Raw genomic sequence first — 22,121 nt, 5'->3', positions numbered from 1 at the left:
GCGTCACCTCGGCAGCCGCGTTGCAAACACCGCCCACAGGTTCGTTGCCGGGCGAGCCGTTTCATGAAAAAACCCCGGCTCGTTGCCGCTGGGGAGAACCCCGAGCTCGGGCAACTCGCCATCTAAACTTGGTCTGGTACCCACGGAAGGAACCATCATGAGCATGGAAGGCGCGGCCTGGAGCTCGCTGAACAAGATCTCGAGCGCTAGGGACAGCAAGCACGGCTTCTCCCGTGAGTCCGTGCGGCGGATCATGACGTTCGCGGTGCCCTACCGGTCCAAGCTGCTGATCTTCATCACCCTCTCCACCGTGGGAGCTTTCCTCGCGGTCGCGACGCCGGTACTCGCCGGCCAGGTGGTCGACGTCATCGTCGCCCAGGGCGCGGTCACCACAATCGTGTGGCTCGCCGTCGTCATCGCCCTCGTGGCTGTGGCCGACGCCGCCGTGTCACTCGTGACGCGCTGGTATTCGGCGCGGATCGGCGAAGGCGTGATCCTCGACCTCCGTACCGCCGTCTTCAACCACGTGCAGAAGATGCCGATCGCGTTCTTCACCCGCACACGGACGGGCGCCCTCGTGAGCCGCCTCAACAACGATGTGATCGGCGCTCAGCAGGCCTTCAGCGGCACGCTGTCCGGCGTGGTCACGAACCTGGTGGCGCTGATCCTCACCCTGATCGTCATGCTCAGCACGTCCTGGCTCGTGACGGTTCTCGCCGTGATCATGCTCCCCATCTTCCTGATACCCGCCCGCCGCATGGGCAGCCGCCTCGCTGCGCTGCGCCGCGAGGCCGCCGATCACAATTCCGCCATGAGCACGCAGATGACCGAGCGCTTCTCGGCGCCCGGCGCCACCCTCGTGAAGCTGTTCGGCCGGCCCGACGAAGAGGCTGAAGAGTTCCGCGTCCGCGCCGCCCGTGTCCGCGACATCGGGGTGCGCACCGCGATGCTGCAGTTCGTCTTCTTCACCGCCCTGATGCTCGTCTCCGCTCTCGCCCTCGCGCTCGTGTACGGGCTCGGCGGCGCCCTCGCACTAGCCGACCAGCTGAATACCGGCGACGTGGTCACCCTGGCGCTTCTCCTCACCCGCCTCTACGCGCCGCTCACCAGCCTGGCAAACGCACGGGTGGAGATCATGAGCGCGGTGGTCAGCTTCGAGCGCGTCTTCGAGGTGCTCGACCTTGACCCGCTCATCAAGGAGAAGCCCGACGCCGTCGCCGTTCCCGAAGGCCCGGTGGCCGTCGAGTTCGACAACGTGCGCTTCGCCTACCCGTCCGCAGACAAGGTGTCCCTCGCCTCTCTCGAGGAGGTTGCCACGCTCGACACCCGCGGCGGCGAGGAGGTGCTGCACGGTGTGTCCTTCAGGATCGAGCCGGGGCAGACCGTTGCCCTCGTTGGTTCGTCCGGTGCCGGCAAATCCACGATTGCGCAGCTCCTCTCGCGCCTGTACGACGTCGACAGCGGCGCCGTGCGCCTCGCGGGGGCGGATGTCCGCGATGTCACGTTCGCCTCCATGCGGCACAGCCTGGGCATGGTAACGCAAGACGGCCACCTGTTCCACGAGACCATCCTCTCCAATCTGCGCCTCGCGAGGCCGGAGGCGTCCGACGACGAGGTGTGGGACGCCGTCCGCCGTGCGCGGCTCGAGCCGCTCATCCGGTCCCTGCCCGACCAGCTGGACACCATGGTGGGCGAACGTGGCTACCGATTGTCCGGGGGTGAGCGCCAGCGGATGACCATCGCGAGGCTCCTGCTCGCCCAGCCGCGCGTCGTCATCCTCGACGAGGCGACGGCGGCGCTGGACTCGACGTCTGAGGCCGCCGTGCAGGCGGCGCTCAGCGAGGCGCTCAAGGGACGGACAGCGATGGTGATCGCACACCGCCTCTCCACCATCCGCAGCGCGGACCTGATCCTCGTGGTTGAGGACGGCTCGATCGTGGAGCGCGGTACGCACGAGGAACTGCTGGCTGTGGGTGGGCGGTACGAGGAATTGCACCGGACCCAGTTCGCCGTGCAGAAAAATGTTGCGGCGGATGCGGAAGCGCTAAGCGGGATCTAGTCACTGAGCACTTCGCCACCATGCGGTCCGGCGCCTGAGCCGGACGACCGACGAGTCGGTGGCGCTGGTCATCACGGCCGCGTAACCGACTCCGGCCCGGTGGCCTCACGTCAAGCGCGGGCGGAGCGCGACGTGAGTTGGCGAAGGGTGGCTTCGATGCCGGCGGCGTTCTGCCGAGGAAAGCCGAGCAGCTCGTAGACCTTTCCCTGAACGGCTGGGACGGTGCTGTAGTCAAACGTCTCAGTAACGCGCGTAGACGTGGGCGTGAGCGGCGTGAGTTCCCAGCGCCACCGGTGTCCCGCGGGGTGACGCCATTCTACAAGCCGACCGTCTTCGATGCGCGTCACCGTGCTGGTGATGCGATACGGGATGCCGAACTGCTTCATCGCTACCGAGAATTTTGCGCCCTGGGTGAGCCGCCGCGGCCCCGACACCGTACCGCCGACGGTGCCCGAGCCGTCCAGCTCACCGTGACGGTGCGGATCAGCCACCAACGCGAAGACGTCTTCGGCCGAAGCCGGCACCTCAACAGTGCGCGCGACTTGGCGAGGCCCTTGCTCAACCTGTTCGACCGTCATACTGCTCAGCTTAGGTGGGGGCTGTCTCTTAGACGGTGTTTCCGGCCTGACGCGCTGCACGTGGGTCTTTCGGGAGCGGCGTCGATGCAACGAATTGCCGCTACGCGGGGTCGACAAAGGCGCCGTCATCCTCGTCGCCCCAAGACTCAACAAGCGTGATTCGCCCGCGCGAATCGCGAATCGAAAGCACGAGCGCAATGATCGCGGTCGCGATTCCGATAACGCCCAGGGGGTTCGCGATACCAATAGCGATATCCAACGCAGGCTGTGTGGGTCCGCTGATGATTGTCTGCAAACCGCGAGGTGTTGAATCTGGAAGCGTGAGTCCCAACAAGAGTCCGCTAACGCCTGATGCAAGGAAAAACGCGTATGTTATCGCGCGAGTTTCGAACCCTCGACGTGCCGTGCGTCGTACCGCGAGCCCCGTGAACACCAGCAAGGCGGCAAAAATCACACCCAGCGTCGCCGCGTAGATGATGGTGAGGTCGCCACCGATCCCGAAGAGGTGGCGACCGAAAGAGACCCACGCGGCCACCGCGATACCAGCAACCACGACCACGCCACCCATGTGCCCTGAGCGCGAGGCACCAGGCGTCGCGCGAACTCGAATTACGCTGTACGTCATCACGCGCTCTCAATCACTGTGCTCGTTACAACCGTAGCCATGGAAGTGCTTGCGCGTGCGCACCTCCACAGATGGACAAGCCCGCGAACCGCGAAAAACGCGACACTATCCGACAACTCACCCCTACGCCACTTGGGACTGCGGCCAATTCGATCGACTCATCTAGCCATATTGTTCGCCGGATGATGTCTCCCGCGACGGGGAATGCGGTCAGCAGCAAGCTGGCCGTGTGGCCGCCGACGACACGGACATCCTCGAGGTGCTCGGTGATACGGGACACGTCTTCCAACGCCCGGTAGGCGGCGTGTCGGCATTGGAGGTCGCAACCGTCTCCACCGAGCGTCGAACCATCAAGATCCTCCTCGTGCAAGCACCAAATGACGGATCCGTTGAACAGCCTCATCCGCGTCCGGACCACCCGTCCGCCTGACATCCCACGCCGCGATGACCGGATCGACGGTCGGCGTGGTGGTTCGTTGCGAACACGAGGCTGCGGTTGCCCAAATCGTTTGGTCGGCCGGAACAGTACACGTGAGCGTGGCAGGCGCATCAGTGGTCTGCGCGAAGCCAAGCTTGCTCAGGGCGATCCCCGACGTGGCGTAGATGACCGCACGCGCAGGCACCCGCCACGGCGCCAACTGGTCAGCTGCGGAATCTCCAGAGACCAAAACCTGAACTCCAGCGGATGCGCCGGCGGCCACAACCGCATTCGACTGGTCAGTGACAGCATCCAGCCCGTACCAGTGTGTTGTGATCCCGCCCGGGCCCGCGTACTCAGCCATGAACATCTCCCAGAGCGCTAAGCGATCTGTCGCCCTCCAACCAGAAGCTGATCTGACAATAAGGCCGCCGAGCGCGCTGTTTGACTTGGACACCGCAGACTGCGTCACGCCGGTTTCCTTCGCCAGCTCGACTTGGGATCGAGGCTCCCCGTCGAGGAGGTACGCACGCATGATTGCCCAGCGACCCCACGGGTTGCGTCGACGGCCAGGCACAGCCTCTGACGTATGCGCCGCCACGATCGCGTCTGGCGAGTGAATCTCCTCGCAGTCCCAGACAAGGAGTCGATCCCTGAGCGATACAACGCCCAACCGCCGATCGTGCTTCGCGGCGTCGATGAGGCCGCGGCTTGCGACGGGCATGACGACTAAGACACGCTCGTGGGCATTCTCAAGCAGATGCAGGGCGTCCCATTCGTAGATCGTCTTTTGCCGCACCTTCACTTGCACTGCAGCGGTTTCGCCGTCGCGGCTCACAAGAAGGCCAACGCCCCGACGCTGGTCGGAACGCACGGACACGTCGAAACCGGCCGCGATGAGCACGTCAACTGCGTCAGATTCAGAAATCGCCGAAGCCGGCACTGTGATCCTTATATTCCTTTTAGCGAAATATTTCACTATAACTAGTAGCGGTCATTTTCTTTAGACGGAATCTATCAGGATGCCGCGCGCCTGACTTTTGATCCTTTCTACGGTCGCGGTGGAGGTGGGAGACGTAGTTCATTGGGTTGCGGGGGAGCACCTCGTGCCGCACCGCCAGTCGTAGACCGTGGAGATGGGGATGCCCAGGTAGGCCGCCAGCTCGGCAACATCCATCAGAGGCTCGAGCCCCCAACCGTCGGTGGGAGTCGAGGTTGGCTCGTCGTCGTGGATACTCATGCCCAAGAGGTGTGCACGACGATCCCGGACGATCGGGAGGTACCGAAACCGACGTCGGTGCCTCGGACGACAGGGCCGAATCACCGGCTCTGGAACGCTGAAAGTGATGACGCATTGATGGCTTAATCAACTGTTTAACCTAAAAAGTCCCGGAAACTCGTGAGTTTCCGGGACTTTTGGTCGGGCTGACAGGATTCGAACCTGCGACCCCTTGCAGAATCGGGGTGATTCTAGTTGGGACCGAATGTCACGGGAATTCGCGGATTCCCTTGATCTTGCGGGGAACCGGGCGGTTCACTGCTTCCGAGTGTACGCGATCCCGTTCGGACGTTCACGGTTGATTCAGGTGGGTAGTTGATGGGTGTCGGCAGGTACGCAAATTCGAAACGAGACGAGGGGGCCTCTCGTCGCAGATGTCGCTTCGACCCCGAACCCATTGGGACATTTCAATCTGCAAGGGAAAATGTGGACTTCTAGGAAGTCACAGTCGGGTCGGCAGGATGATGGAGGAGTGCAAAAGAGTCGGTGCAAAGTGTGGCACGACTGCGGAACCGAAATTTACTAAGAGCGACGCCGCCCACTACGTGAAAAAACCCAAGCCACCGTTTTAACTTATTTACGCGGCTATGACATGGAGGCAAGCATCAAAGTCATGACAGCCGCGCCAAGAGCTTCCACCCCGTGTTCTGCACGGGCAGCGCTTCTCAAAGCCGTCGAGCGGGGAATGGCCTTCGCTACCTGGAAACGCAGCAGAAGGACAAGAAAGACTACCGCTGCAACGCCGAAGAATGGGGTCAGGAAAATTGCCAGATCGGGTGAGGGCCCGAGCGTCGCTGCGGCTGCGGTCGGGACTGGCATCGCGTGGTGAGATATTGCCACAGCGCCAGCAGGAAGGGGGCTTTGGCCAGCGGTATCATGACCCATCATCATTGCGACCATGATCGCAGCGCCGACCATGGTGAAGCTGTGGTAGATGCATTTAATACGGCCCTGGCGATCAGTGCAGAGTGCTTTGAGCTCTGGTCGGGCGACCGCCTGAAGAAAAAACCAGAGTGCCGCGCCGGTGAGGACAACGATCTGCGCCAATATTGTCGAGGCCCCGAGACTCCAGAGCATGGACGCCATCAGTATGTTCATGAGGGCATGAAGGCTATTGTTGACCCGGTCCGTGAGTTGATGAGACCTTGTTGCCTGCACGAGGTAATAACTGCCACTTAGCAGCAGTACGGTAGTGAGGGTCCAGGTAACTGCGGGGAGATCGAACACGCGGATCACGCTTTCTATTTGTCTGGGCTGGGTACGGAGCCGGTCCCCGGTGCGGCTGCAACCGCACCGGGGACCGGCTGTTTAGTGCTGTTCCTTCTCCAAGCCCAGGGCATCACCCAGATCCAGATCAAGCTTTCGTACCCTAATGAGTTCGAAGAGAAATTGGCGGCACTGTGACTGCGGTGACCTTTGATTTTCTCCAGGAAAATTGGTCGGTTTAGTGATCGGTTCCGTTGCAGCACTGTTTGGCGGCGGCGGCGGCGACCGTGTCCGACTCGGGCAGGTTGAGGGTGGGATTTTCGTCGAAGAAGCCGTGGGGTTCGAGCATGAAGCCGATGTTCTGGCGGGGCATGACGGGCCAGTCTTCGAGGCGCACAACGTGGTGCATCCCGAAGGTGTACCAGACCACGAGATCCTGATCGACGATGTTCCGGTCCGCGAGGGTCCACGCGGGCAGGCCATCGCCACCGGTGCTCTGATTCGGAAACTCGCCAGCCGGAAAACGCTCGGCCCGGTCGTAGGCGGTGACCCACAGGTTGTTCCGAGCAAACTGTGCGCGCTGACTCACGTTCGACCGTTCGTCGGCTGCCAAGGTAATGGCATTTGTGGGGATCAGACGGTAGGCCACCGGCTCGTCCACCAGGTTCTTGCTGTCGCGGTTGGCGACCTTCCAGAAGCGGTGCTTCGAACTGTCGGCCTTGCGGATGGCCGCCTGCTCGGTTTCCAGCAGGCGATCAACCGCCCGGAAGGCGGTGTAGGTGGGGTTGTCGGCTGGAATCTCGGTGTCAACCTCGAAGACGGAGTTCAGTGGGCCGTCGATCTCAAAGTCCATCCGCACGTTGAAGAGGTGCTGGTGGATGGGGCCGTAGAGTCCGTCGTTGTTTAGCGCCTGACCATACGTGGTCTTCTCGCCCGGGTTCTGGGCGGCCGTGGACAGAATGCCGGTGGCTTTGACCAGGAACTCGATGCTGCCGTCAAGAAAGAGGTGCCAGTAGAACGCGTACTCGTAATTGGCGACAGTGGCGATGAAGGAGATTACGAGCTTGCGGCTGCGTCGCACTTCGGCGGTGCCCTCGCGGAAGTCGAAGTGCTTCCACATGATGCTGTCGTCTTCTTCGTGCATGCAGATGGCGTTCTCGATGGTCATCGGGTTGCCGTGGCTGTCGGTGGTGATGCCATCGAAGTACTTGATCTCACCCAGGCAGTCGCAGCCGAGCTTGAGCGAGTTGGCCATGTTGCCGATGTTGTATTCGCCGGAATCGAAGGCGTTCTTCTTGGCCTGTACGGGAGCGGGGTCACCGTAGGGAACGACCATCTCCGCCAGTGACGCTCGGTTGATGACGGATCGGTTGGTGCCCTTGTTGCGGAATTTGAGCTGGTGGAGCACTAGGCCTTCGCGGGGCGTGAAACCGACGCGGAAGGACCAGTCGGCCCACTGCACGTGGTTACCCGTCACCTCGAAGGACGCACCTTCGGGCTGGGTGATCGAAATGGGCTTGAGGTCGGTGCGGGCCGGCCCGACGTACTTGGGCAGGTAATTGCCCCCGGCTGACGGGACTGGGATGGCCTCGGCGTCCTCAACCTTGGCGACTGTGCCGGAGCTGAGGTCGTAGATGACGACGAAGTTCTCGATCGGGTGCGCATAGGGGCTGTCGTCCGGATCCTGCCGAACGAAGACGAGCGCGCGCATTAGGCGTCGTCCCTGAGCGTCTTCTCCGAACCAGCCAACTGACCACGGCTCAAAGCAGACGAGGTCCAGATTGGTCAGGCCGCGGGCAGCAAGTGCCTCCACGACGCGCGGGTCTTTCTTACAGTTGATCTCGCACTCGGCGAACTCGTCCAGCATGAAGGGCGGCTGCACGCCGGAAGCCAACTGCGTCCACGTCGAGACGATGCCGGCATCAAGGTTGACAACGGCTTCGTACGCATTTCCGGTGCCACGGTCGATGAGTACCGAGTCGGCTTCGCGCTCCGTTTCAGTGCCGGCTCGGAGGGCGTGCTTGGACGGTTCGCGCAGCTCAACGCTGATGAAGCGGAACGTCTCGGCCGCCGCTTGCCCGTTCTTGAGGATTGCGACCGCCCGGGAAATCTCGGCGCGGGAAAGCGGGTCGAGCGGGTGTGCCCCGACAACGGTCTGAGTTTCGATGCTGATCGTCATGCTTTTCTCCTTGGTTTGTTCTTCAGGTTCGGGAAGGCAGTAAAAAAAGGGGGGAGGGGGGACTAGTTGGCCAGCAACCAATCGGACGCCGCCTTGGCATAATGGATGATGCCCTTGTATTCGGCCATATCGTCGGGGAGTTCGGCCAGCACGCGGCCCATATTCTCTCGCCAGACCGGTACCCGGGCAATGTCACTGAGCGGCAACAGATAGCTCCGGACCATGAACAGCACGGCCCCGGAGTGTGGGAGACGAATCATGTGCTGAACTTCTACCCGCAGGTGGAGCCGGTCCGGCAGGGCCGGATCGTCGGCAATGGTTATGCGGTCATGGGCCCAGTCCGGGTAGGTTTCGGTGGAGGTGTCCAGACGCCGGTCGATGGTCAGGGTCCAGTTGGTTCGGCGGTACTGTTCCCCCGGCTGGAGCCGCATCAAGAACTGCTCGGCCCGGCTAGCGATCTTCTCTTCCTTCACCCGGGGAACGGGGTGATGGACTTCCATGAATTTCATGCCGACGTCGAATCCGACGGACCAGTCGGCGGCGAAGGTGACCACGCCTGCATCGAGCCACAACGCATCCTGGCGGTGGTCGAGAAAGACCAGGTCGTCCTGGATCTGGCTGCCCAGAAAACGCAAGGGACCCATCGGAAGCGAAGTGTCGTCGCCGATCGTGAACTCCACGTCGAGGTCTTGCAGGGAGTTCCGCCAGCGGCAGCTGTTTCCTTCACGGGCGAAGGATAAGGTGTCCGGGTATTCCTCGACCAGGGCGGGCAGCAGGGTGGAGATGGCATCCCACACGGCGGGTCGCATGTGGGGGAGCACCTGGAGCCGGGAGGGATCCCGCTCCAGCACCTCGTCACGATCCTTGAGCTCTGCCAGATAGTGTTCGTCGATGTGGACCAGCCGGCCGCCCCAGGCGCCGGCTTCAGTCGTGATTATTTTGCGGGACGGTTCGACATTGGCGCTGTAGCGGTAGATGTCACCGGAGAACGGAAAGGGAAAGTGCTTGATCCGTTCGGGAAGCACGTCGGTGTCACGGACGGTGTCATTGAGGACGGTATTCACAGGTCCAGCTCCAATTCTGGGTCCAGGCTGCGTGACACGCAGCACATCATCGTGGTGTTGTCAGCTTTTTCCTGGTCGGTCAGGTAGAGATCCCGATGCTGCGGTACCCCACGAAGCACGGGCACGGCACATTCGCCACAGATGCCTTTGCGGCACATATTCGGAATGCTCAGTCCGGCATTTTCGAGGGTTTCCAACAACGAAACACCGGCCGGAACTTCCACCGTGATCCCGCTGCGAGCCAGGTTCACCGCGAACGGTTGGCCATCGTCCAGCGCCGCCGCGGAGAACGCTTCGGAATGCAGCAGACCCTTGGGCCAGCCGAGATCCCGGGCCTGCTCGAGCACACTGTCCATGAAGTCAGCCGGCCCGCAGACGTAGAGGTGGGTTCCGAGTCTCTGGGTCGTGAGCTTTCTGGTGAGAACCTCCTGAAAACTGCCGCGATCTGTACATTCCGTCAGGCCAGATCCCAACAGATCCCGCGCATCCTGGACGTGTGCCCCCGTCCCAGGACGGTGCACGTAGATCAGCGAAGCGGATGCGCCCCATTCGGCAGCGTACCGAGCGTGCGACAGCACCGGCGTGATGCCGATTCCCGCCGCGATGAGCAGATGATGCTTCGCTGTTGCCGCCGGAGCGAAGGCGCTGCGGGGACGCGAAACCTGAACCCGGTCGCCCACGGAGAGCGCGTGCATGGCCAGAGATCCGCCGGCACCGTCTTCAACGCGCAGAACGGAAATGGCGTATTCCCTGGGGGCGTTACCTGCACCGGTGAGCGAATAGGCATTGGCACCAGTTCCGTACTGCACGACGAGGTGGCTCCCCGGGACATAACTCGGCAGCAGTTCCCCAAGCGGATCACCAAACGTGATGCTCGTGATCGAATCCGTCTGAGCGCTGACGTTTGTCACCTCCAGCTGGAGGGTTCCTTCCAGGACCGGGTGGAATTTGGTCTGGAGAGCAGTGGCGGTCATGCTGCCTCCTCGGCATGGGCTGAGAATCCCAGGTACCCGCCAACACGGCGGGAGAAGTGGTCAGTGAACGTCAGGGTGGTGGCACATCCTCGACAGTCCACATCGGTGCCGATCGGGTGATCGGTTGTGGTCGACGCATGGCAGTGTCCGCAGAAAATTACCCGGGGTCCGACCTCGTCGCACAGGAGGGTGATCTCCTCGTCCACCAAGCCACATTCCGCGACCGCGGATGCTGCTGCATGCACGTCGGCCGGTGGGCCGGCGAGTACAAGACGGACCCCGACGCACGAACGCTCGAGCACAGACCTCAGGTTTGCGAGGGCTTCCGGGTTTGCGGAAGCGAAGCGGAAATCCTGCCGGGGCATGCCACCGGCGTCGTGATCCGCGAGAGTATTTGCTGCGCCGAATGACACACAGATGACCCCGCGGAAACCTGGTTCGCAGCCGGTGACTGTCGCCGGTGACTGAGATGCGGCACGCATGGTGGGTTTAGGGTGCGAAGGTGCGGTCGCCGGCGAAGAAGCCGAGGGCGTAGTCGGGGGTTTCGAACTTGACGGTGGTGCCCTTGGGGAAGAAGAGTACGTCGCGCTCGGTGGCTCGGGTCACTTCGCCGGTGGTCTGGTCGGTGAGGATGAATTCGCCTTTAATGACCACCTTCATTTCGTCGTAGGTGTAGGTGTAGACCAGGGGTTCGGAGGCCTTGAGCTCGAAGAAGCCGGCACTCATGACCGATCCTTCGGGGTTGGAGAGGGAGTCGCCGATGGCGGCGTCGGTGCCGGGTTCGTTCATCGTCGGCAGGTCGAGGTAACCGCCTTCGACCTTGTAGATCGCGCCGGCCTTGCTGAGGGTGCCCAATACGGTTTCCATGATCTCTCCTATGAGTTGTGAAAGGTGTGTCAGATCTGTTCAACTGTGTGACTTTGCGAGTGCGATTCTTTGATTTTCAGACGGCTAACCGGAACACTGCTCCGAGCCTCATTGGTGAAAATGCACGTCATGCGTTCGCCTGGTTGATAAGCTACGGCACATAATTCATATAGTCCAGCTATTTTTATAAATATCCATAAGGATAATAAAGTTTTCATTACGCGCCAAGAATCGATTGGGAAATATCCAGAAAACGCAATTCGGGACCGCATGCTGTCACGGCTCGAAGAACCAGGGAAACCGCAGCCAGGCGCTCCGCAGTCCGGTGAATACTGGTGAGGGGCAGGCCGTGACTGAGCCGGCCTGCCCGTCAGCCTTAGGTGGTTACTTCCACAGAGGGGGTAAGACGACCGTCATCGTCGGCATCGAGATCTGAGGAATGAGCACCGGCTGCCTTGGTCTTTGAGCGCCGCGACTCATGTTGAGAATAGAACCAGATCGGTATGTATAGCGCCAAGACGATGAAGCCGACCCAGGTGGAGGCCCAGCCGATTTCCAGGCTGTTCAGATACACCACGCCCACCAGGCCCAGGGGCACATTGAACAGGCCAAAGAGCATGGCAACAGTTTTCCAGTTCTTCGGGGCTTTGAAAGGTCGTTCCAGATCGGCGAAGCTCGGGTGTGTCCTGGCTTTGACATAGGCGAACAGGCTGATGCCGTTGGCCAGGGTATAGCCGATCGCCGAGGCCGCGAGGATTGCTGCAGCGTTACCCATAGAAATCAGTACCAGGTTGAAGATGCCGATGACCAACATGGCCACAAACGGGGTTCCGTGGCGATTGGTTTTGCCGAGGACCTTGGGAAGGTTGCCTTCCGTCGCCATGGAGTGCATGGCGCGGGACGACCCCAGATACGCCGTTTGAATGATCAGGATCATAGCGAAAATCAACATGATGATGGTGATCAGTGCACCGGCTTCGCCGAAGACAGCCTGGGCGACGGGAATAAGGGGCGAGACCGGCTCGGCCAACACTCCGTCAACGCCCAGCACACCGATCACGGCAGTTTGCACCAGTACATAAGAGAGGAAGCAGATCAGGCCAACGGCCAGTAATGCCTTGGGGACGTCCTTGGACGGGTTCTTGTACTCCGGGCCATAAATTGCGGCCGTCTCCCAAGCACAGGCACTCCATTGCGCGATCGCGAAGATGCCGAGGAGAATCAAGATGTGGTGCAGATCCCAGGCCCAGTCGGCCGGCAACCAGTTACCGGTGATGTTAGCCAGGTCAACGTGTCCGGTAGCAAAGGGCGCCACGGTTAGGATAACCAGCGGGATCAGGGCAAGAGCCGCCAGGATGTAGCCCAGGATGGCGCCGTCCTTGAGGCCGAACCAGTTCACCACGAACACTCCGGTGAAAATCACCAGGCCCGAGATCAACGCGAGCTGATACTCGGTGAAAATCTCGCCCAGCACCGGAAATAGCCCGTGCAGGTAGCCGCCAACCAGAATGGCGAAGATCGCCAGGATCGGGCTCCAACCAAACCAGTAGCTCCACGCGGTGAAGCCGCCGACCAGTTTTCCCTTGTCGTATTTGCCTTTGTAGTTTTCGGTGCGGAAGATGTGCTGTGCAAAACCTGGCAGACCCGAAGCCTTAGGAAAAGTGGTGGCCATTTCGGCGTAGGCGGCGTTCTGCATAAAGCCCTGAATGACCGACAACCCCCAGATCACGATTGCCGCGGCAGACATGTACAGCGGAAGATAGCCCAGGGAGGGCAGAATCAGCAAGGGCACCCCCAGGGCGATGGCCATCCCCTGCTTCCAGTCGATCGACCTTTTCAGATGACCGACTTCTTCCAAACGATTTTCACTCATTACAATCTCCCTTAACTGCACTGTTGAAGGTTCATGGGTCGTCCTGATTGGCGTACCCCAAGGGGAGACGCCTTAATCAGGCGGTAGAAATGTGGTGCCTGTTGAGTACTCAGTTCTGTTTAGGAATACGCTGATCGGTTTGAACTAGCGGGCACGGAATGGGACGACGGGGTGTGTCGCATCGGCGAAGTGCTCCTTCAAAATCGAGGGTGATGAAGAACTTTCGACCATTTCGGGATATTCGGTAAAACAGATCATTGCAGAGGCTACATGCTTAAAGATAAATTCTGGTAGTTTTTATTTTTTTCTGCTGGTCTCGGTGCCAGGAAGAACTGCGCACGGGCATCGAAGAATTCTCTGGCACGCTGACCGGGTCTCGTCGATCACAGTGCCTCTGACGCACCAGATCACCGAGCGGCAGCAGAGTCCTCGGTGATCGATTTCCTGCTTCCAAACCCTATGGCTGGGTGGTGAAGATCAGTGAGAGCCCCAGGTGGGGAACGTCCAGGGCCAGTCGATGTTGGCGTGGAGATTCGGACTTGATTCGCTCGCCAACCAGGTACATGCCTGAGTTGCCGAGAATGACGCGGTCGCTGGCGTTGATGAGGGCGGCGTTGGTTCGGATGAGACGCAGGTGGGGCATGATAAGCGGTTCCAGATCCCTGTGTCGGATGTCGCATCCCGCCACGCCCATGAAGTTTCCGCGGAGGGAAAACGGCGCAGTGAAGGTCAGAACGTACTCCTCGGCGCCGAGATAGTCGATATATGGCCCCCAGACGGTCTGCTCTCCTGTGGAAGCGGCGGTCGAAAAGAACGGAAGCTTCTGATAGTCGTAATAACGATCACTGCCTGGGGTCAGGTCGAATTTGAGTCTGCCGATGGCACCGGATGAATTGCGGGACCACCATTCCAGAGGCCGGCCGCCCTCCTCAACTGAATCCGCGGCGAAGAACGTGCCGGCGCCGACAGCAAAAGAGTTCTTCGTCAGGAACTCCCGCGAGAGTTCGTCCAATCCGACCATGGCAGCCGTGTTGACCTTGGACTTGCCGACGAGACTGCGTTCCAGGAGTGCTGCAACGTTTTTGGAGAGTTCCCTGATCTCCGTGGCGACGCCATTGAACCACGGGGTGAGCGCATTTGCGGCCTGGACGATTTCATTCTCGGGGTTCATTGGCATCCTGCTTTGATCGGGCGTAACCGAGGGTGAGCTTCGTATCAATCAGGTGAAAGATGTTTCGCCTGATGTGTTCAAGAACCAGGTGTCCGGCCTTGGCTGGCTGGTCCTGGGCAACAGCCCGAACGAGCTCCAAGTGTTCAGCAGTTGCCGGCTCAGGGTCGAATACTATGGCGAGGGGGGTCCACAGCTGCTGGACAGTTTCTTCCTGAAGCCGTATTTCGGCATTGGCCAGCCTCGGTGATTGCGCGGATACTGCCAACTCAATGTGGAATCGGCTGTCAGCCACAGCACGCACTTCGGGGCTCGTGGCCAGGACCAACGCCCGCGCCAGTTCGTGAAGGCGTTCGATATCGTGTGCTTCCGCACGCTCACAGGCCAGACGGATGATCGCGGCGGCTACGGCGGCATGTTCGTCTCCGATGTCGCGTATCTCCGAAATGGAGGTCGAGAGAAACCAGTCTCGGATGGTGTCGGTCTGGTGCCGAGGTTGAGTGACCACGAAAGTTCCCCCGCTCCGGCCGCGGCGGGTCTCGACAACGCCCTGCTCGCGTAGTTCCGCCAGGGCTTCGCGCAGGGTCGCGCCGCCGACCCCGAACATTTCGGAGAGGGCAGCTTCGGGGGGCAGGCGTTCCCCTACTTTCAGGAGTCCGAGGGTGATGGCCTTGGTGATTCTGTCGACTATCGCATCGGCCCTCTCGATTTCCGGCAGGGACCGATAGATCTGCGACTGGAAGGGGGTCGACATGGCTAGAGGTCTGCGCTTTCGAAATGGCATACGGATGGGGTGTATCACGCAGTCCAACCAGGACGGGCGGACTGTGATCCTTAGTCAGAGTCTATGCAATAAAACATTCAGAATCATGGCTTTGCAGCGCACCCGCCGCCGCATTGTAAACGGCCCCATCCGAAGGTGTAGGTAGAACCGTCAGAAAACAGTATTACTCCCGCTCTCTTGCTTGGCAAGTATGAGTGACAACACGAGGGCAAGTGCGGCGGCTCCCGGCCGAGTGACCGAATCGAAGGGGACAAATCGTGAATCCGACGGCAAATTCAACAGGAGCCGGATGCAGCACCGCAGGTGACATTAAGCGCAACCTGACTCTTGTCAGGGACGAGATTGCTGACACAGCGGCGAAGATCGACGAACAGCAGGTGGCCGACCTGGCCAGCCTCCTCAGCCAGCCGGGTCGCATCTTCGTCGCCGGTGCGGGGCGAAGCGGCCTGGTCTTGCGCATGGCCGCCATGAGACTGATGCACCTGGGCCTGACCGTCCACATCGCCGGTGACACCACCACGCCGGCCATCGGCTCCGGCGACCTGCTTTTGGTCGCGTCCGGATCCGGAACGACCTCGGGAGTGGTCAAGGCGGCAGAAACAGCGGCGAAGGCTGGAGCGCAAATTGCCGCGTTCACTACCAATGAGGACTCACCGCTCGCTGCACTAGCTGATGCCCTGGTGATTATTCCCGCCGCGCAGAAGACCGATCACGGCTCCAATGTTTCTCGCCAGTACTCCGGGTCGCTGTTCGAACAGGTGCTTTTCCTCGCTACGGAGGCTGTCTTCCAGTCCCTGTGGGACCACGCTGATGAGCCGGCCGAACAGCTCTGGCTTAGGCACGCCAACCTCGAATAATCGAGACCTCAAATTTTTCCACCCCACCGCAATTTTCAACGGAAAGTAGACATCATCATGAAGCTCCAAGTTGCAATGGACTTGCTCACCATCGAAGACGCCCTCAAGCTGGCCGACCAGGTCGCCGAGTACGTCGACATCATTGAGCTTGGCACCCCGCTAATCAAGGCGGCCGGTCTTGCCGTCGTTACGGCCGTCAAGAACGCTCATCCGGACAAGCTGGTCTTCGCTGACATGAAGACTATGGACGCTGGAGAGCTCGAGGCCGACATCGCCTTCAAGGCCGGCGCTGACCTCGTTTCCGTGCTCGGAACCGCCGATGACTCCACCATCGCCGGCGCCGTCAAGGCCGCCAAGGCTCACAACAAGGGCATCGTCGTCGACCTCATCGGTGTGGAAGACAAGGTCACCCGCGCCAAAGAAGCGCGCACACTCGGCGCGAAGTTCGTCGAGATGCACGCTGGCCTCGACGAGCAGGCCAAGCCCGGCTACGACCTGACCGGTTTGCTCCGCGCCGGCGAGGAAGCCCGCGTTCCGTTCTCCGTTGCTGGCGGCGTGAACCTCCGCACCATTGGGGCCGTCCAGCGTGCCGGCGCCGAAGTTGCCGTCGTAGGCGGCTCCATCTACAGCGCAGCCGACCCGGCCGAAGCCGCCAAGGACCTCCGCGACGCCATCGTCGGCTCCCTCACAGCCATCGGCTAGTCATCCGATACGGGTGGCGACCCGGAGCCCCACGGCAACGGGACACCACCGGGTGCAGCCCCCGCAATTCCGGGGCCAGCAGACGTACACATTCTCTACCCGTACTGCCCGCGGAGAAACCAACCGTGGGCAGTACAAAAATTACGGGAACAATCCAAGACACAGCACGCCCTCAAGGATGAGGGGTTGACCTATTAGAGTCCCTCGTCGCAGGGAAGGAAGCTGTTCATCATGCAAGGTCAGACCACCGAGAATTTGGAAGTCTTCGTTACTGCCCCCGGCCAACTGGACGAGATGCTCGACCGTGCAGAGGCCGTGCTCCGTCAGATACCGCAACGGTGTGCTGGCATCTTGGTTACCCGCCACGACTTTTTTCGGTACACGCTCGCGCTCAGCGATACCGTGCCCTTCGGGGAGACCCGCGAGCAGATACTTTCGTGACCGTCGGTCGCGACCATACTGTCATGTTGAAAGTTTGAAACTACGATGTCTGCTACTCCCGTTGAAACGCCTGTGAGGTCTGGATCTAATCCGCTCCGGGAGCCACGCGACCGCCGTCTGTCCCGGGTGGCGGCCCTTCATGTCTGGTGCTCTTCGGTGGCACCGGGGACTTGTCCCGCAAGAAGCTGATGCCCGCCATGTACGACTTGGCGAACCGTAGGACTCCTGCCGCCGAGTTTCGTGTTGGTGGGTTTCGACCGCCGGGAGTGGAGCCACACGGATTTTGTCGCCGAGGTCAAGGACACCGACACCGTTAAGGTCTACGCCCGCACGCCGTTCGATGAGACGGTGTGGAATCAGTTCGCCGCGGGTATCCGCTTTGTGGAGGGCGAGTTCGACGATGACGAGGCGTTCCAGCGGCTGGGTGAAACCATCGATGGACTTGATGAGTTGCGGGGAACGCGAGGCAATCACGCGTTCTACCTGTCCATCCCGCCGGAGGTCTTTGAGCAGGTCTGCCGTCAGCTGTCCAGGCACGGTTTGGCGCAGGCCGAAGGGGATCAATAGCGGCGTATGGCGATCAAGAAGCCGTTCGGGCATAACCTGGAGTCAGCTCGGCGGCTCAACGACATTGTAGAGTCCATCTTCCCGCCGAATGCGGTATTCCGGATCGACCACTACCTCGGTAAGGAAACGGTGCAGAACATCCTGGCGCTCCGCTTTGCAAACCAGTTATTTGAACCGCTGTGGAACGCCAACTATGCGGACCATGTGCAGATCACCATGGCCGTGGACATCGGCACGGTCGGCCGCGCTGGGTACTACGACGGCGTGGGCGCGGCACGGGATGTCATCCAGAACTACCTGTTGCAACTGCTGGCCCTGACCGCTACGGAGGAACCCATCTCGTTCAACGCCGATGACCTGCGCGCGGAGAAAGAAAAGGTCCTTGCAGCGTTGAAACTTCCGGAGGACCTGTCCACCCACTCGGCGCGCGGGCAGTTCGCCGGCGGCTGGGACGCCGTCTAACCGAAATCGCGGTCGTTTTCAAGCGCGCCCCCCAACCTGTTGTTCCGCGATTACGGTGAGGACGGCTTCTGCCAGAACGCCGCGGTGATCCGGGTGCAGCCCGATGAGGGTGCAACGATCCGGTTCGGTTCGAAAGTTCCCGGAACGCCTTCAAGACGCTGCCGACCGCCACGGTGGTGCGCACAGGCCACGGCGACACGATCACCATCGGGGCCGAAAACGACACGTTCGCGAAGATTTCCCAGTCGGGTATCGGCGGCACAGTCAGCCACGGCGGAGAGCGTGCTCGTGGTATTGGTATTGGTATTCGTATGGGGGAGTGCTGAAGGTTACCTCGCGGCCAGGATGTCGTCAACAGCGTCCGCCGCGCTGGTGTCCACTTCCTGGGACGGGCCGTTCAAGTACCGCTCCATGGAGTCATCCATAGCGTTGAGCCAGCGAGTGTGGTGCTTGGTGGCCATGGTACCGGTGACGACAGATCGGTGCAGCATGTCCCGGTATCCCAGGATGTCCGTTTTCTTGTGGTGCATCCAGTCCTTGAACAGCTGGGACACAGCGTCCAGGTCGAAGGGCGGGTAGTCCGTGGCGGCGATGAGCTCCCGCAGGTAGTCCGTTTGAAAGTCGGCCTCAGCATTGTGATCCGGCAGCGCGGCCAGGCGCTCAATCCAGAGCTGGATATTCGCCCGACGCTCCGCCAAGGGCGGCAGGGCGATCGTTCCCGTCATGACGTCGCGGGCGTACCACGCCTGCGCGTCAAACATGTTGAAGGTGTAATACTGATCCTGTGCGCCCAGATAGAACAGGTTGGTGTTCTGTTGCCACACCACTCCTTTATATAAGTTGGCCGGGTACAGCACGTTGGCCGACTTGAGCGAAAGCTCGCTGGGCAGGTACGGGTACTTGTGCTGGTATCCGGTGCACAGCACGACGGCGTCGAAGTCACCCTGGGTGCCGTCGCTGAAGTATGCGGTACGGCCATCGAAGTGGGTGACGAGTGGGCGCTCCAGACAGTTTTCCGGCCACTCGTAGCCCATCGGCGTCGTGCGGTAGCTGAACGTGATGGACGCGGCGCCCATCTTGTGGGCCTGCATGCCGATATCCTCAGCGGAATAGCTGCTGCCGATCATGAGCAGGTTCTTGCCGTAGAACCGTTCGGCTCCGCGAAAGTCGTGGGCGTGCAACACTTCGCCGGGGAAGGACTTGATGCCCTTGAACTCGGGAACGGTCGGTACGGAGAAGTGGCCGGTGGCGACCACGAGCTTGTCGAAGACGTGGGTCTCGGTGAAGTTGGTCTTGAGGTTCTCGACCGTCAGGGTGAATTCCTGGGTGTCCTCGTTGTAGCTGGTGTGGCGGGCAACGGTGTTGAACCGCACGTACTTGCGCACGTCGGACTTTTCGACGCGGCCCTTGATGTAGTCGAACAGCACCTCGCGGGACGGGAAGGATGAAATGGCACGGCCGAAGTGCTCGTCAAAGGAATAGTCCGAGAATTCGAGGCATTCCTTGGGCCCGTTCGACCATAGGTGGCGATACATGCTTGAGTGCACCGGCTCGCCATGACCATCCAGGCCGATCCGCCAGCTGCTGTTCCACTGCCCGCCCCAGTCGTCCTGCTTCTCAAAGCACATGATCTCGGGAATCGCGGCGCCCTTCTGGCGGGCTGATTCAAATGCTCGTAGTTGCGCCATCCCGCTGGGGCCCGCACCAATGATTCCAACTCGAAGTGTCATGCTGTTCTCCTAATCCGGTGGATAGCTGGGTCGCTGGTGTGCGACGCCTGAGTGACGCTACGTCTGACGCAAACGACCAATCGGGATGTCGCACGGCGGCAGCGGGGGGTGCTGTGCGTACGTATACATACATGTCGCTTGTTCGACCCGTGCCCGGTGCAGAAAATGGGTCAGCGTCTGGCCGGGCAGCAGTGCCCGGCCAGAAAAGCGGATGCGCCGAAAGCCCGGCTGCGTCTTTGTGACGCAACGGGGTCAAAAAACCTGATCCAGTGCGGGGCGCATCCTGGTCGATGACGGCCTGAATGCGCCCCGCATGGTGGGTTTAGGGTGCGAAGGTGCGGTCGCCGGCGAAGAAGCCGAGGGCGTAGTCGGGGGTTTCGAACTTGACGGTGGTGCCCTTGGGGAAGAAGAGTACGTCGCGCTCGGTGGCTCGGGTCACTTCGCCGGTGGTCTGGTCGGTGAGGATGAATTCGCCTTTAATGACGACCTTCATTTCGTCGTAGGTGTAGGTGTAGACCAGGGGTTCGGAGGCCTTGAGCTCGAAGAAGCCGGCACTCATGACCGATCCTTCGGGGTTGGAGAGGGAGTCGCCGATGGCGGCGTCGGTGCCGGGTTCGTTCATCGTCGGCAGGTCGAGGTAACCGCCTTCGACCTTGTAGATCGCGCCGGCCTTGCTGAGGGTGCCCAAAACTGTTTCCATGGTGTCTCCTGTGACTAGTGTTCTGAAGATGGGTCAGATTTGGCCATCTTTTTGGGACTATGACACTGCGCTCGAGATCGAGTCCGAAACCCCGGCTGGAAGCGCCGGGAGGAACAGCTGGCAACCTGACATTCCCTAATCTCTGGGGGTCCGGTAGAGCTCTGCTCCGAGCTCTACCGGTGAAGTGAGCGTCGCCAATCTTCGCTGCACAAACTTTCACATGAACAACTGTTCAAGTCAATGGTTCAAGTTGAAATTGCACAAAAATGAACGCATGGTCCGCAGAACGCCAGGGGCTAGAGACCGGCTTTGATCAACAGAGCGTCCACCATCATGAAAAATAGGCTGCGATGATCGGTGGACTTGGGATCGGTCAGGTATTGCAGCACCGCTCCGTCGTAGATCATGAGAAAACACCTGACCAGGGCGGGGATGCTCATGAGGCACTGATCATCGCTGCTTTCGGTTACCGACTCCAGCACGTCTCCCAGCTCGACTTCGTAGGCAGGATAGATTTTCGCGGCCAGCGGGCTGGACTCGGCATTGCGGGTTGCCCACATGATGAGTTCGATCTCAGCGACCAAGCTGGCTGGTTCTTCTTCGAGTGAGCGCCAGTAGCCTTCTGCAATTTGTTCCACTGCCTTGCGAAGGCCCAAATGCACCGGAACATCGCTGGAAAAACGATTCAAGTTCTTCAACCAGGCCTCGGCGGCCGCGTCCATGAGCTCGTCCTTATTGCTGAAGCAATAGTGCGCGGCGGCCAGAGGAGCATTGGCCTCCCTGGCAATGGCGCGCATCGTCACCGATTGAACACCTTCACGTCGCATGAGTTCCACGGTCGCTGCAATGAGCTGAATTTTTCGTTCTTCTGCGGGTATCCGCACGGGCACGCTCCAGCTTCTACCGACCTCAATTCGAGAGAGACGGTGGGGAAAGACTATTCGTTTGGACACTCGAAATGAGCTACTTCTACATCTTGGACCATTGACTTGAACATCTGTCCATGACAATGTCTTGACAACAAAGTGGCCCGCGACGCGATGCGGCCATGCTGCGCAGATGCCCTACAGCATGCTCCACGCAGATTTTCACTGACGAAAAGGGTTACAGACAATGGCGCCAACTACCCCTCGGCCCCCGACGCTTTCGATGCTGGACGTAATCGACTACTGGCCGACGAAGCTCATGAAGCCGATGAAAGACGAATGGCCCCGCCTGCGTTGCCGGTTCATCAATGCCGACCCGGTGGGCGCCTGGGACGACGTCATCCTCTCGGAGTGGGAGCTGGACGCCTGCGGATGGGAAGACTTTCACCCGCACACCGAGACGAACTTTCTCATGGAGGGCGAACTCCACATCGAGACCGATGGCAAGACGGTCATCCTGAAGCCCGGTGACTCAGCACGCGTCAATCCCGGACGAACCGGTCGATACTGGGCACCGGTCTACGCCCGCATGTTCACCATTTACGGCCCCAACCCCAAGGGTCTGGAGTCCCACTCGTTCAGGTACTTCGAACTCTGAGTTCGCTTCACCACGTCCACCGCTCGGCTGACCACTGGCCAGAGCGCTGCATTTTCACTGCCAT

The 22,121-nt window shown here is 60.6% G+C and carries 21 protein-coding genes and 1 pseudogene; 6 read left to right on the top strand and 16 right to left on the bottom strand.

The annotated features are described in order from the left end of the window. The first annotated feature begins 157 nt into the window (after window positions 1-157). Window positions 158-2,059 (top strand): ABC transporter ATP-binding protein, encoded by a 1,902-nt coding sequence (locus CXY74_RS16955; protein ID WP_104201496.1) that lies wholly within the window; start codon window positions 158-160, stop codon window positions 2,057-2,059. A 110-nt stretch (window positions 2,060-2,169) separates the two neighbouring features. Here the strand turns inward: CXY74_RS16955 and CXY74_RS16950 are convergent, their stop codons facing one another. The 13 genes from CXY74_RS16950 to CXY74_RS16895 all read right to left on the bottom strand — a co-directional run bounded on the left by CXY74_RS16950 (window position 2,170) and on the right by CXY74_RS16895 (window position 15,044). Further along, window positions 2,170-2,637 carry an SRPBCC family protein gene (locus CXY74_RS16950; RefSeq protein ID WP_104201495.1) on the bottom strand — a complete coding sequence of 156 codons (468 nt, stop codon included), beginning with the start codon at window positions 2,635-2,637 and terminating at the stop codon, window positions 2,170-2,172. Window positions 2,638-2,737: 100 nt separating this feature from the next. Beyond that, window positions 2,738-3,262, bottom strand: coding sequence for a hypothetical protein (locus tag CXY74_RS16945; protein WP_104201494.1), 525 nt, complete (start codon window positions 3,260-3,262; stop codon window positions 2,738-2,740). 350 nt (window positions 3,263-3,612) lie between these two features. Continuing rightward, window positions 3,613-4,623, bottom strand: a complete 1,011-nt coding sequence (locus tag CXY74_RS16940) for a hypothetical protein (RefSeq protein WP_146070184.1) — start codon at window positions 4,621-4,623, stop codon at window positions 3,613-3,615. A 138-nt stretch (window positions 4,624-4,761) separates the two neighbouring features. Continuing rightward, window positions 4,762-4,920 (bottom strand): helix-turn-helix domain-containing protein, encoded by a 159-nt coding sequence (locus tag CXY74_RS17395; RefSeq protein WP_158252388.1) that lies wholly within the window; start codon window positions 4,918-4,920, stop codon window positions 4,762-4,764. 624 nt (window positions 4,921-5,544) lie between these two features. After that, a complete protein-coding gene (locus tag CXY74_RS16935; protein ID WP_104201492.1) occupies window positions 5,545-6,195 on the bottom strand; it encodes a DUF5134 domain-containing protein in 651 nt (216 codons plus the stop codon). A gap of 208 nt (window positions 6,196-6,403) precedes the next feature. Beyond that, complete coding sequence (locus CXY74_RS16930; protein ID WP_104201491.1) at window positions 6,404-8,344, bottom strand: primary-amine oxidase; 1,941 nt, start codon at window positions 8,342-8,344, stop codon at window positions 6,404-6,406. Window positions 8,345-8,406: 62 nt separating this feature from the next. Then, a complete protein-coding gene (locus CXY74_RS16925; RefSeq protein WP_199183273.1) occupies window positions 8,407-9,408 on the bottom strand; it encodes a DUF3445 domain-containing protein in 1,002 nt (333 codons plus the stop codon). After that, window positions 9,405-10,382 (bottom strand): PDR/VanB family oxidoreductase, encoded by a 978-nt coding sequence (locus CXY74_RS18325; RefSeq protein WP_104201490.1) that lies wholly within the window; start codon window positions 10,380-10,382, stop codon window positions 9,405-9,407. The genes CXY74_RS16925 and CXY74_RS18325 overlap by 4 nt, the downstream gene beginning before the upstream one ends. Further along, the gene (locus CXY74_RS16915) at window positions 10,379-10,747 is read right to left on the bottom strand and encodes a dimethylamine monooxygenase subunit DmmA family protein (protein ID WP_233193564.1); all 369 of its coding nucleotides are present in this window, start codon (window positions 10,745-10,747) and stop codon (window positions 10,379-10,381) included. Before CXY74_RS16915 ends, CXY74_RS18325 begins: the two co-directional genes overlap by 4 nt. Before the next feature lie 124 nt (window positions 10,748-10,871). Beyond that, the gene (locus tag CXY74_RS16910) at window positions 10,872-11,249 is read right to left on the bottom strand and encodes a cupin domain-containing protein (protein ID WP_104201480.1); all 378 of its coding nucleotides are present in this window, start codon (window positions 11,247-11,249) and stop codon (window positions 10,872-10,874) included. Window positions 11,250-11,625: 376 nt separating this feature from the next. Continuing rightward, a complete protein-coding gene (locus tag CXY74_RS16905; protein ID WP_104201487.1) occupies window positions 11,626-13,122 on the bottom strand; it encodes an APC family permease in 1,497 nt (498 codons plus the stop codon). Window positions 13,123-13,579: 457 nt separating this feature from the next. Beyond that, window positions 13,580-14,293 (bottom strand): cache domain-containing protein, encoded by a 714-nt coding sequence (locus CXY74_RS16900; protein WP_104201486.1) that lies wholly within the window; start codon window positions 14,291-14,293, stop codon window positions 13,580-13,582. Next, window positions 14,277-15,044, bottom strand: a complete 768-nt coding sequence (locus tag CXY74_RS16895; RefSeq protein WP_233193552.1) for a FadR/GntR family transcriptional regulator — start codon at window positions 15,042-15,044, stop codon at window positions 14,277-14,279. Before CXY74_RS16895 ends, CXY74_RS16900 begins: the two co-directional genes overlap by 17 nt. 287 nt (window positions 15,045-15,331) lie before the next feature. Between CXY74_RS16895 and hxlB the strand changes: the two genes are divergently transcribed. The 4 genes and pseudogenes from hxlB to CXY74_RS16875 form a co-directional block, all read left to right on the top strand. Then, window positions 15,332-15,931, top strand: coding sequence for a 6-phospho-3-hexuloisomerase (hxlB, locus tag CXY74_RS16890; RefSeq protein ID WP_104201484.1), 600 nt, complete (start codon window positions 15,332-15,334; stop codon window positions 15,929-15,931). 57 nt (window positions 15,932-15,988) lie between these two features. After that, window positions 15,989-16,633: a 3-hexulose-6-phosphate synthase gene (hxlA, locus tag CXY74_RS16885; RefSeq protein WP_104201483.1), complete on the top strand. Its 645-nt coding sequence runs from the start codon at window positions 15,989-15,991 to the stop codon at window positions 16,631-16,633. Between the two features lie 231 nt (window positions 16,634-16,864). Then, window positions 16,865-17,074 carry a hypothetical protein gene (locus tag CXY74_RS16880; protein ID WP_104201482.1) on the top strand — a complete coding sequence of 70 codons (210 nt, stop codon included), beginning with the start codon at window positions 16,865-16,867 and terminating at the stop codon, window positions 17,072-17,074. A gap of 45 nt (window positions 17,075-17,119) precedes the next feature. Beyond that, window positions 17,120-18,250 (top strand): annotated as a pseudogene (locus tag CXY74_RS16875) (glucose-6-phosphate dehydrogenase); the annotation flags it as partial. Window positions 18,251-18,432: 182 nt separating this feature from the next. On the opposite strand, the gene CXY74_RS16865 reads toward CXY74_RS16875, so the two are convergent. The 3 genes from CXY74_RS16865 to CXY74_RS16855 all read right to left on the bottom strand — a co-directional run bounded on the left by CXY74_RS16865 (window position 18,433) and on the right by CXY74_RS16855 (window position 21,417). Then, window positions 18,433-19,833 carry an NAD(P)-binding domain-containing protein gene (locus CXY74_RS16865; RefSeq protein WP_104201481.1) on the bottom strand — a complete coding sequence of 467 codons (1,401 nt, stop codon included), beginning with the start codon at window positions 19,831-19,833 and terminating at the stop codon, window positions 18,433-18,435. A 322-nt stretch (window positions 19,834-20,155) separates the two neighbouring features. After that, window positions 20,156-20,533, bottom strand: a complete 378-nt coding sequence (locus tag CXY74_RS16860) for a cupin domain-containing protein (RefSeq protein ID WP_104201480.1) — start codon at window positions 20,531-20,533, stop codon at window positions 20,156-20,158. A gap of 296 nt (window positions 20,534-20,829) precedes the next feature. Continuing rightward, a complete protein-coding gene (locus tag CXY74_RS16855) occupies window positions 20,830-21,417 on the bottom strand; it encodes a TetR/AcrR family transcriptional regulator (RefSeq protein WP_104201479.1) in 588 nt (195 codons plus the stop codon). A 265-nt stretch (window positions 21,418-21,682) separates the two neighbouring features. Here CXY74_RS16855 and CXY74_RS16850 point away from each other — a divergent pair, with 265 nt between their 5' ends. After that, complete coding sequence (locus CXY74_RS16850) at window positions 21,683-22,057, top strand: cupin domain-containing protein (protein ID WP_233193545.1); 375 nt, start codon at window positions 21,683-21,685, stop codon at window positions 22,055-22,057. Window positions 22,058-22,121: the final 64 nt, after the last annotated feature.

Source organism: Cryobacterium sp. Y29, assembly GCF_002929825.1.
Taxonomy (GTDB): domain Bacteria; phylum Actinomycetota; class Actinomycetes; order Actinomycetales; family Microbacteriaceae; genus Cryobacterium.
The sequence above is the reverse complement of the archived record's forward strand: the minus strand, read 5'-3'. Positions and strand labels throughout refer to the sequence as shown.

Excerpts from the sequence above, each read along its gene's own strand:
- CXY74_RS16900 (WP_104201486.1), bottom strand. The coding sequence starts at position 14,293 with ATGAACCCCGAGAATGAAATCGTCCAGGCCGCAAATGCGCTCACCCCG.
- CXY74_RS16915 (WP_233193564.1), bottom strand. The coding sequence starts at position 10,747 with ATGCCCCGGCAGGATTTCCGCTTCGCTTCCGCAAACCCGGAAGCCCTC.
- CXY74_RS16860 (WP_104201480.1), bottom strand. The coding sequence starts at position 20,533 with ATGGAAACAGTTTTGGGCACCCTCAGCAAGGCCGGCGCGATCTACAAG.
- CXY74_RS16955 (WP_104201496.1), top strand. The coding sequence starts at position 158 with ATGAGCATGGAAGGCGCGGCCTGGAGCTCGCTGAACAAGATCTCGAGC.
- hxlA (WP_104201483.1), top strand. The coding sequence starts at position 15,989 with ATGAAGCTCCAAGTTGCAATGGACTTGCTCACCATCGAAGACGCCCTC.
- CXY74_RS18325 (WP_104201490.1), bottom strand. The coding sequence starts at position 10,382 with ATGACCGCCACTGCTCTCCAGACCAAATTCCACCCGGTCCTGGAAGGA.
- CXY74_RS16905 (WP_104201487.1), bottom strand. The coding sequence starts at position 13,122 with ATGAGTGAAAATCGTTTGGAAGAAGTCGGTCATCTGAAAAGGTCGATC.
- CXY74_RS16865 (WP_104201481.1), bottom strand. The coding sequence starts at position 19,833 with ATGACACTTCGAGTTGGAATCATTGGTGCGGGCCCCAGCGGGATGGCG.
- CXY74_RS16850 (WP_233193545.1), top strand. The coding sequence starts at position 21,683 with ATGCTGGACGTAATCGACTACTGGCCGACGAAGCTCATGAAGCCGATG.
- CXY74_RS17395 (WP_158252388.1), bottom strand. The coding sequence starts at position 4,920 with ATGAGTATCCACGACGACGAGCCAACCTCGACTCCCACCGACGGTTGG.
- CXY74_RS16930 (WP_104201491.1), bottom strand. The coding sequence starts at position 8,344 with ATGACGATCAGCATCGAAACTCAGACCGTTGTCGGGGCACACCCGCTC.
- CXY74_RS16910 (WP_104201480.1), bottom strand. The coding sequence starts at position 11,249 with ATGGAAACCGTATTGGGCACCCTCAGCAAGGCCGGCGCGATCTACAAG.
- CXY74_RS16895 (WP_233193552.1), bottom strand. The coding sequence starts at position 15,044 with ATGTCGACCCCCTTCCAGTCGCAGATCTATCGGTCCCTGCCGGAAATC.
- CXY74_RS16880 (WP_104201482.1), top strand. The coding sequence starts at position 16,865 with ATGCAAGGTCAGACCACCGAGAATTTGGAAGTCTTCGTTACTGCCCCC.
- CXY74_RS16945 (WP_104201494.1), bottom strand. The coding sequence starts at position 3,262 with ATGACGTACAGCGTAATTCGAGTTCGCGCGACGCCTGGTGCCTCGCGC.
- CXY74_RS16950 (WP_104201495.1), bottom strand. The coding sequence starts at position 2,637 with ATGACGGTCGAACAGGTTGAGCAAGGGCCTCGCCAAGTCGCGCGCACT.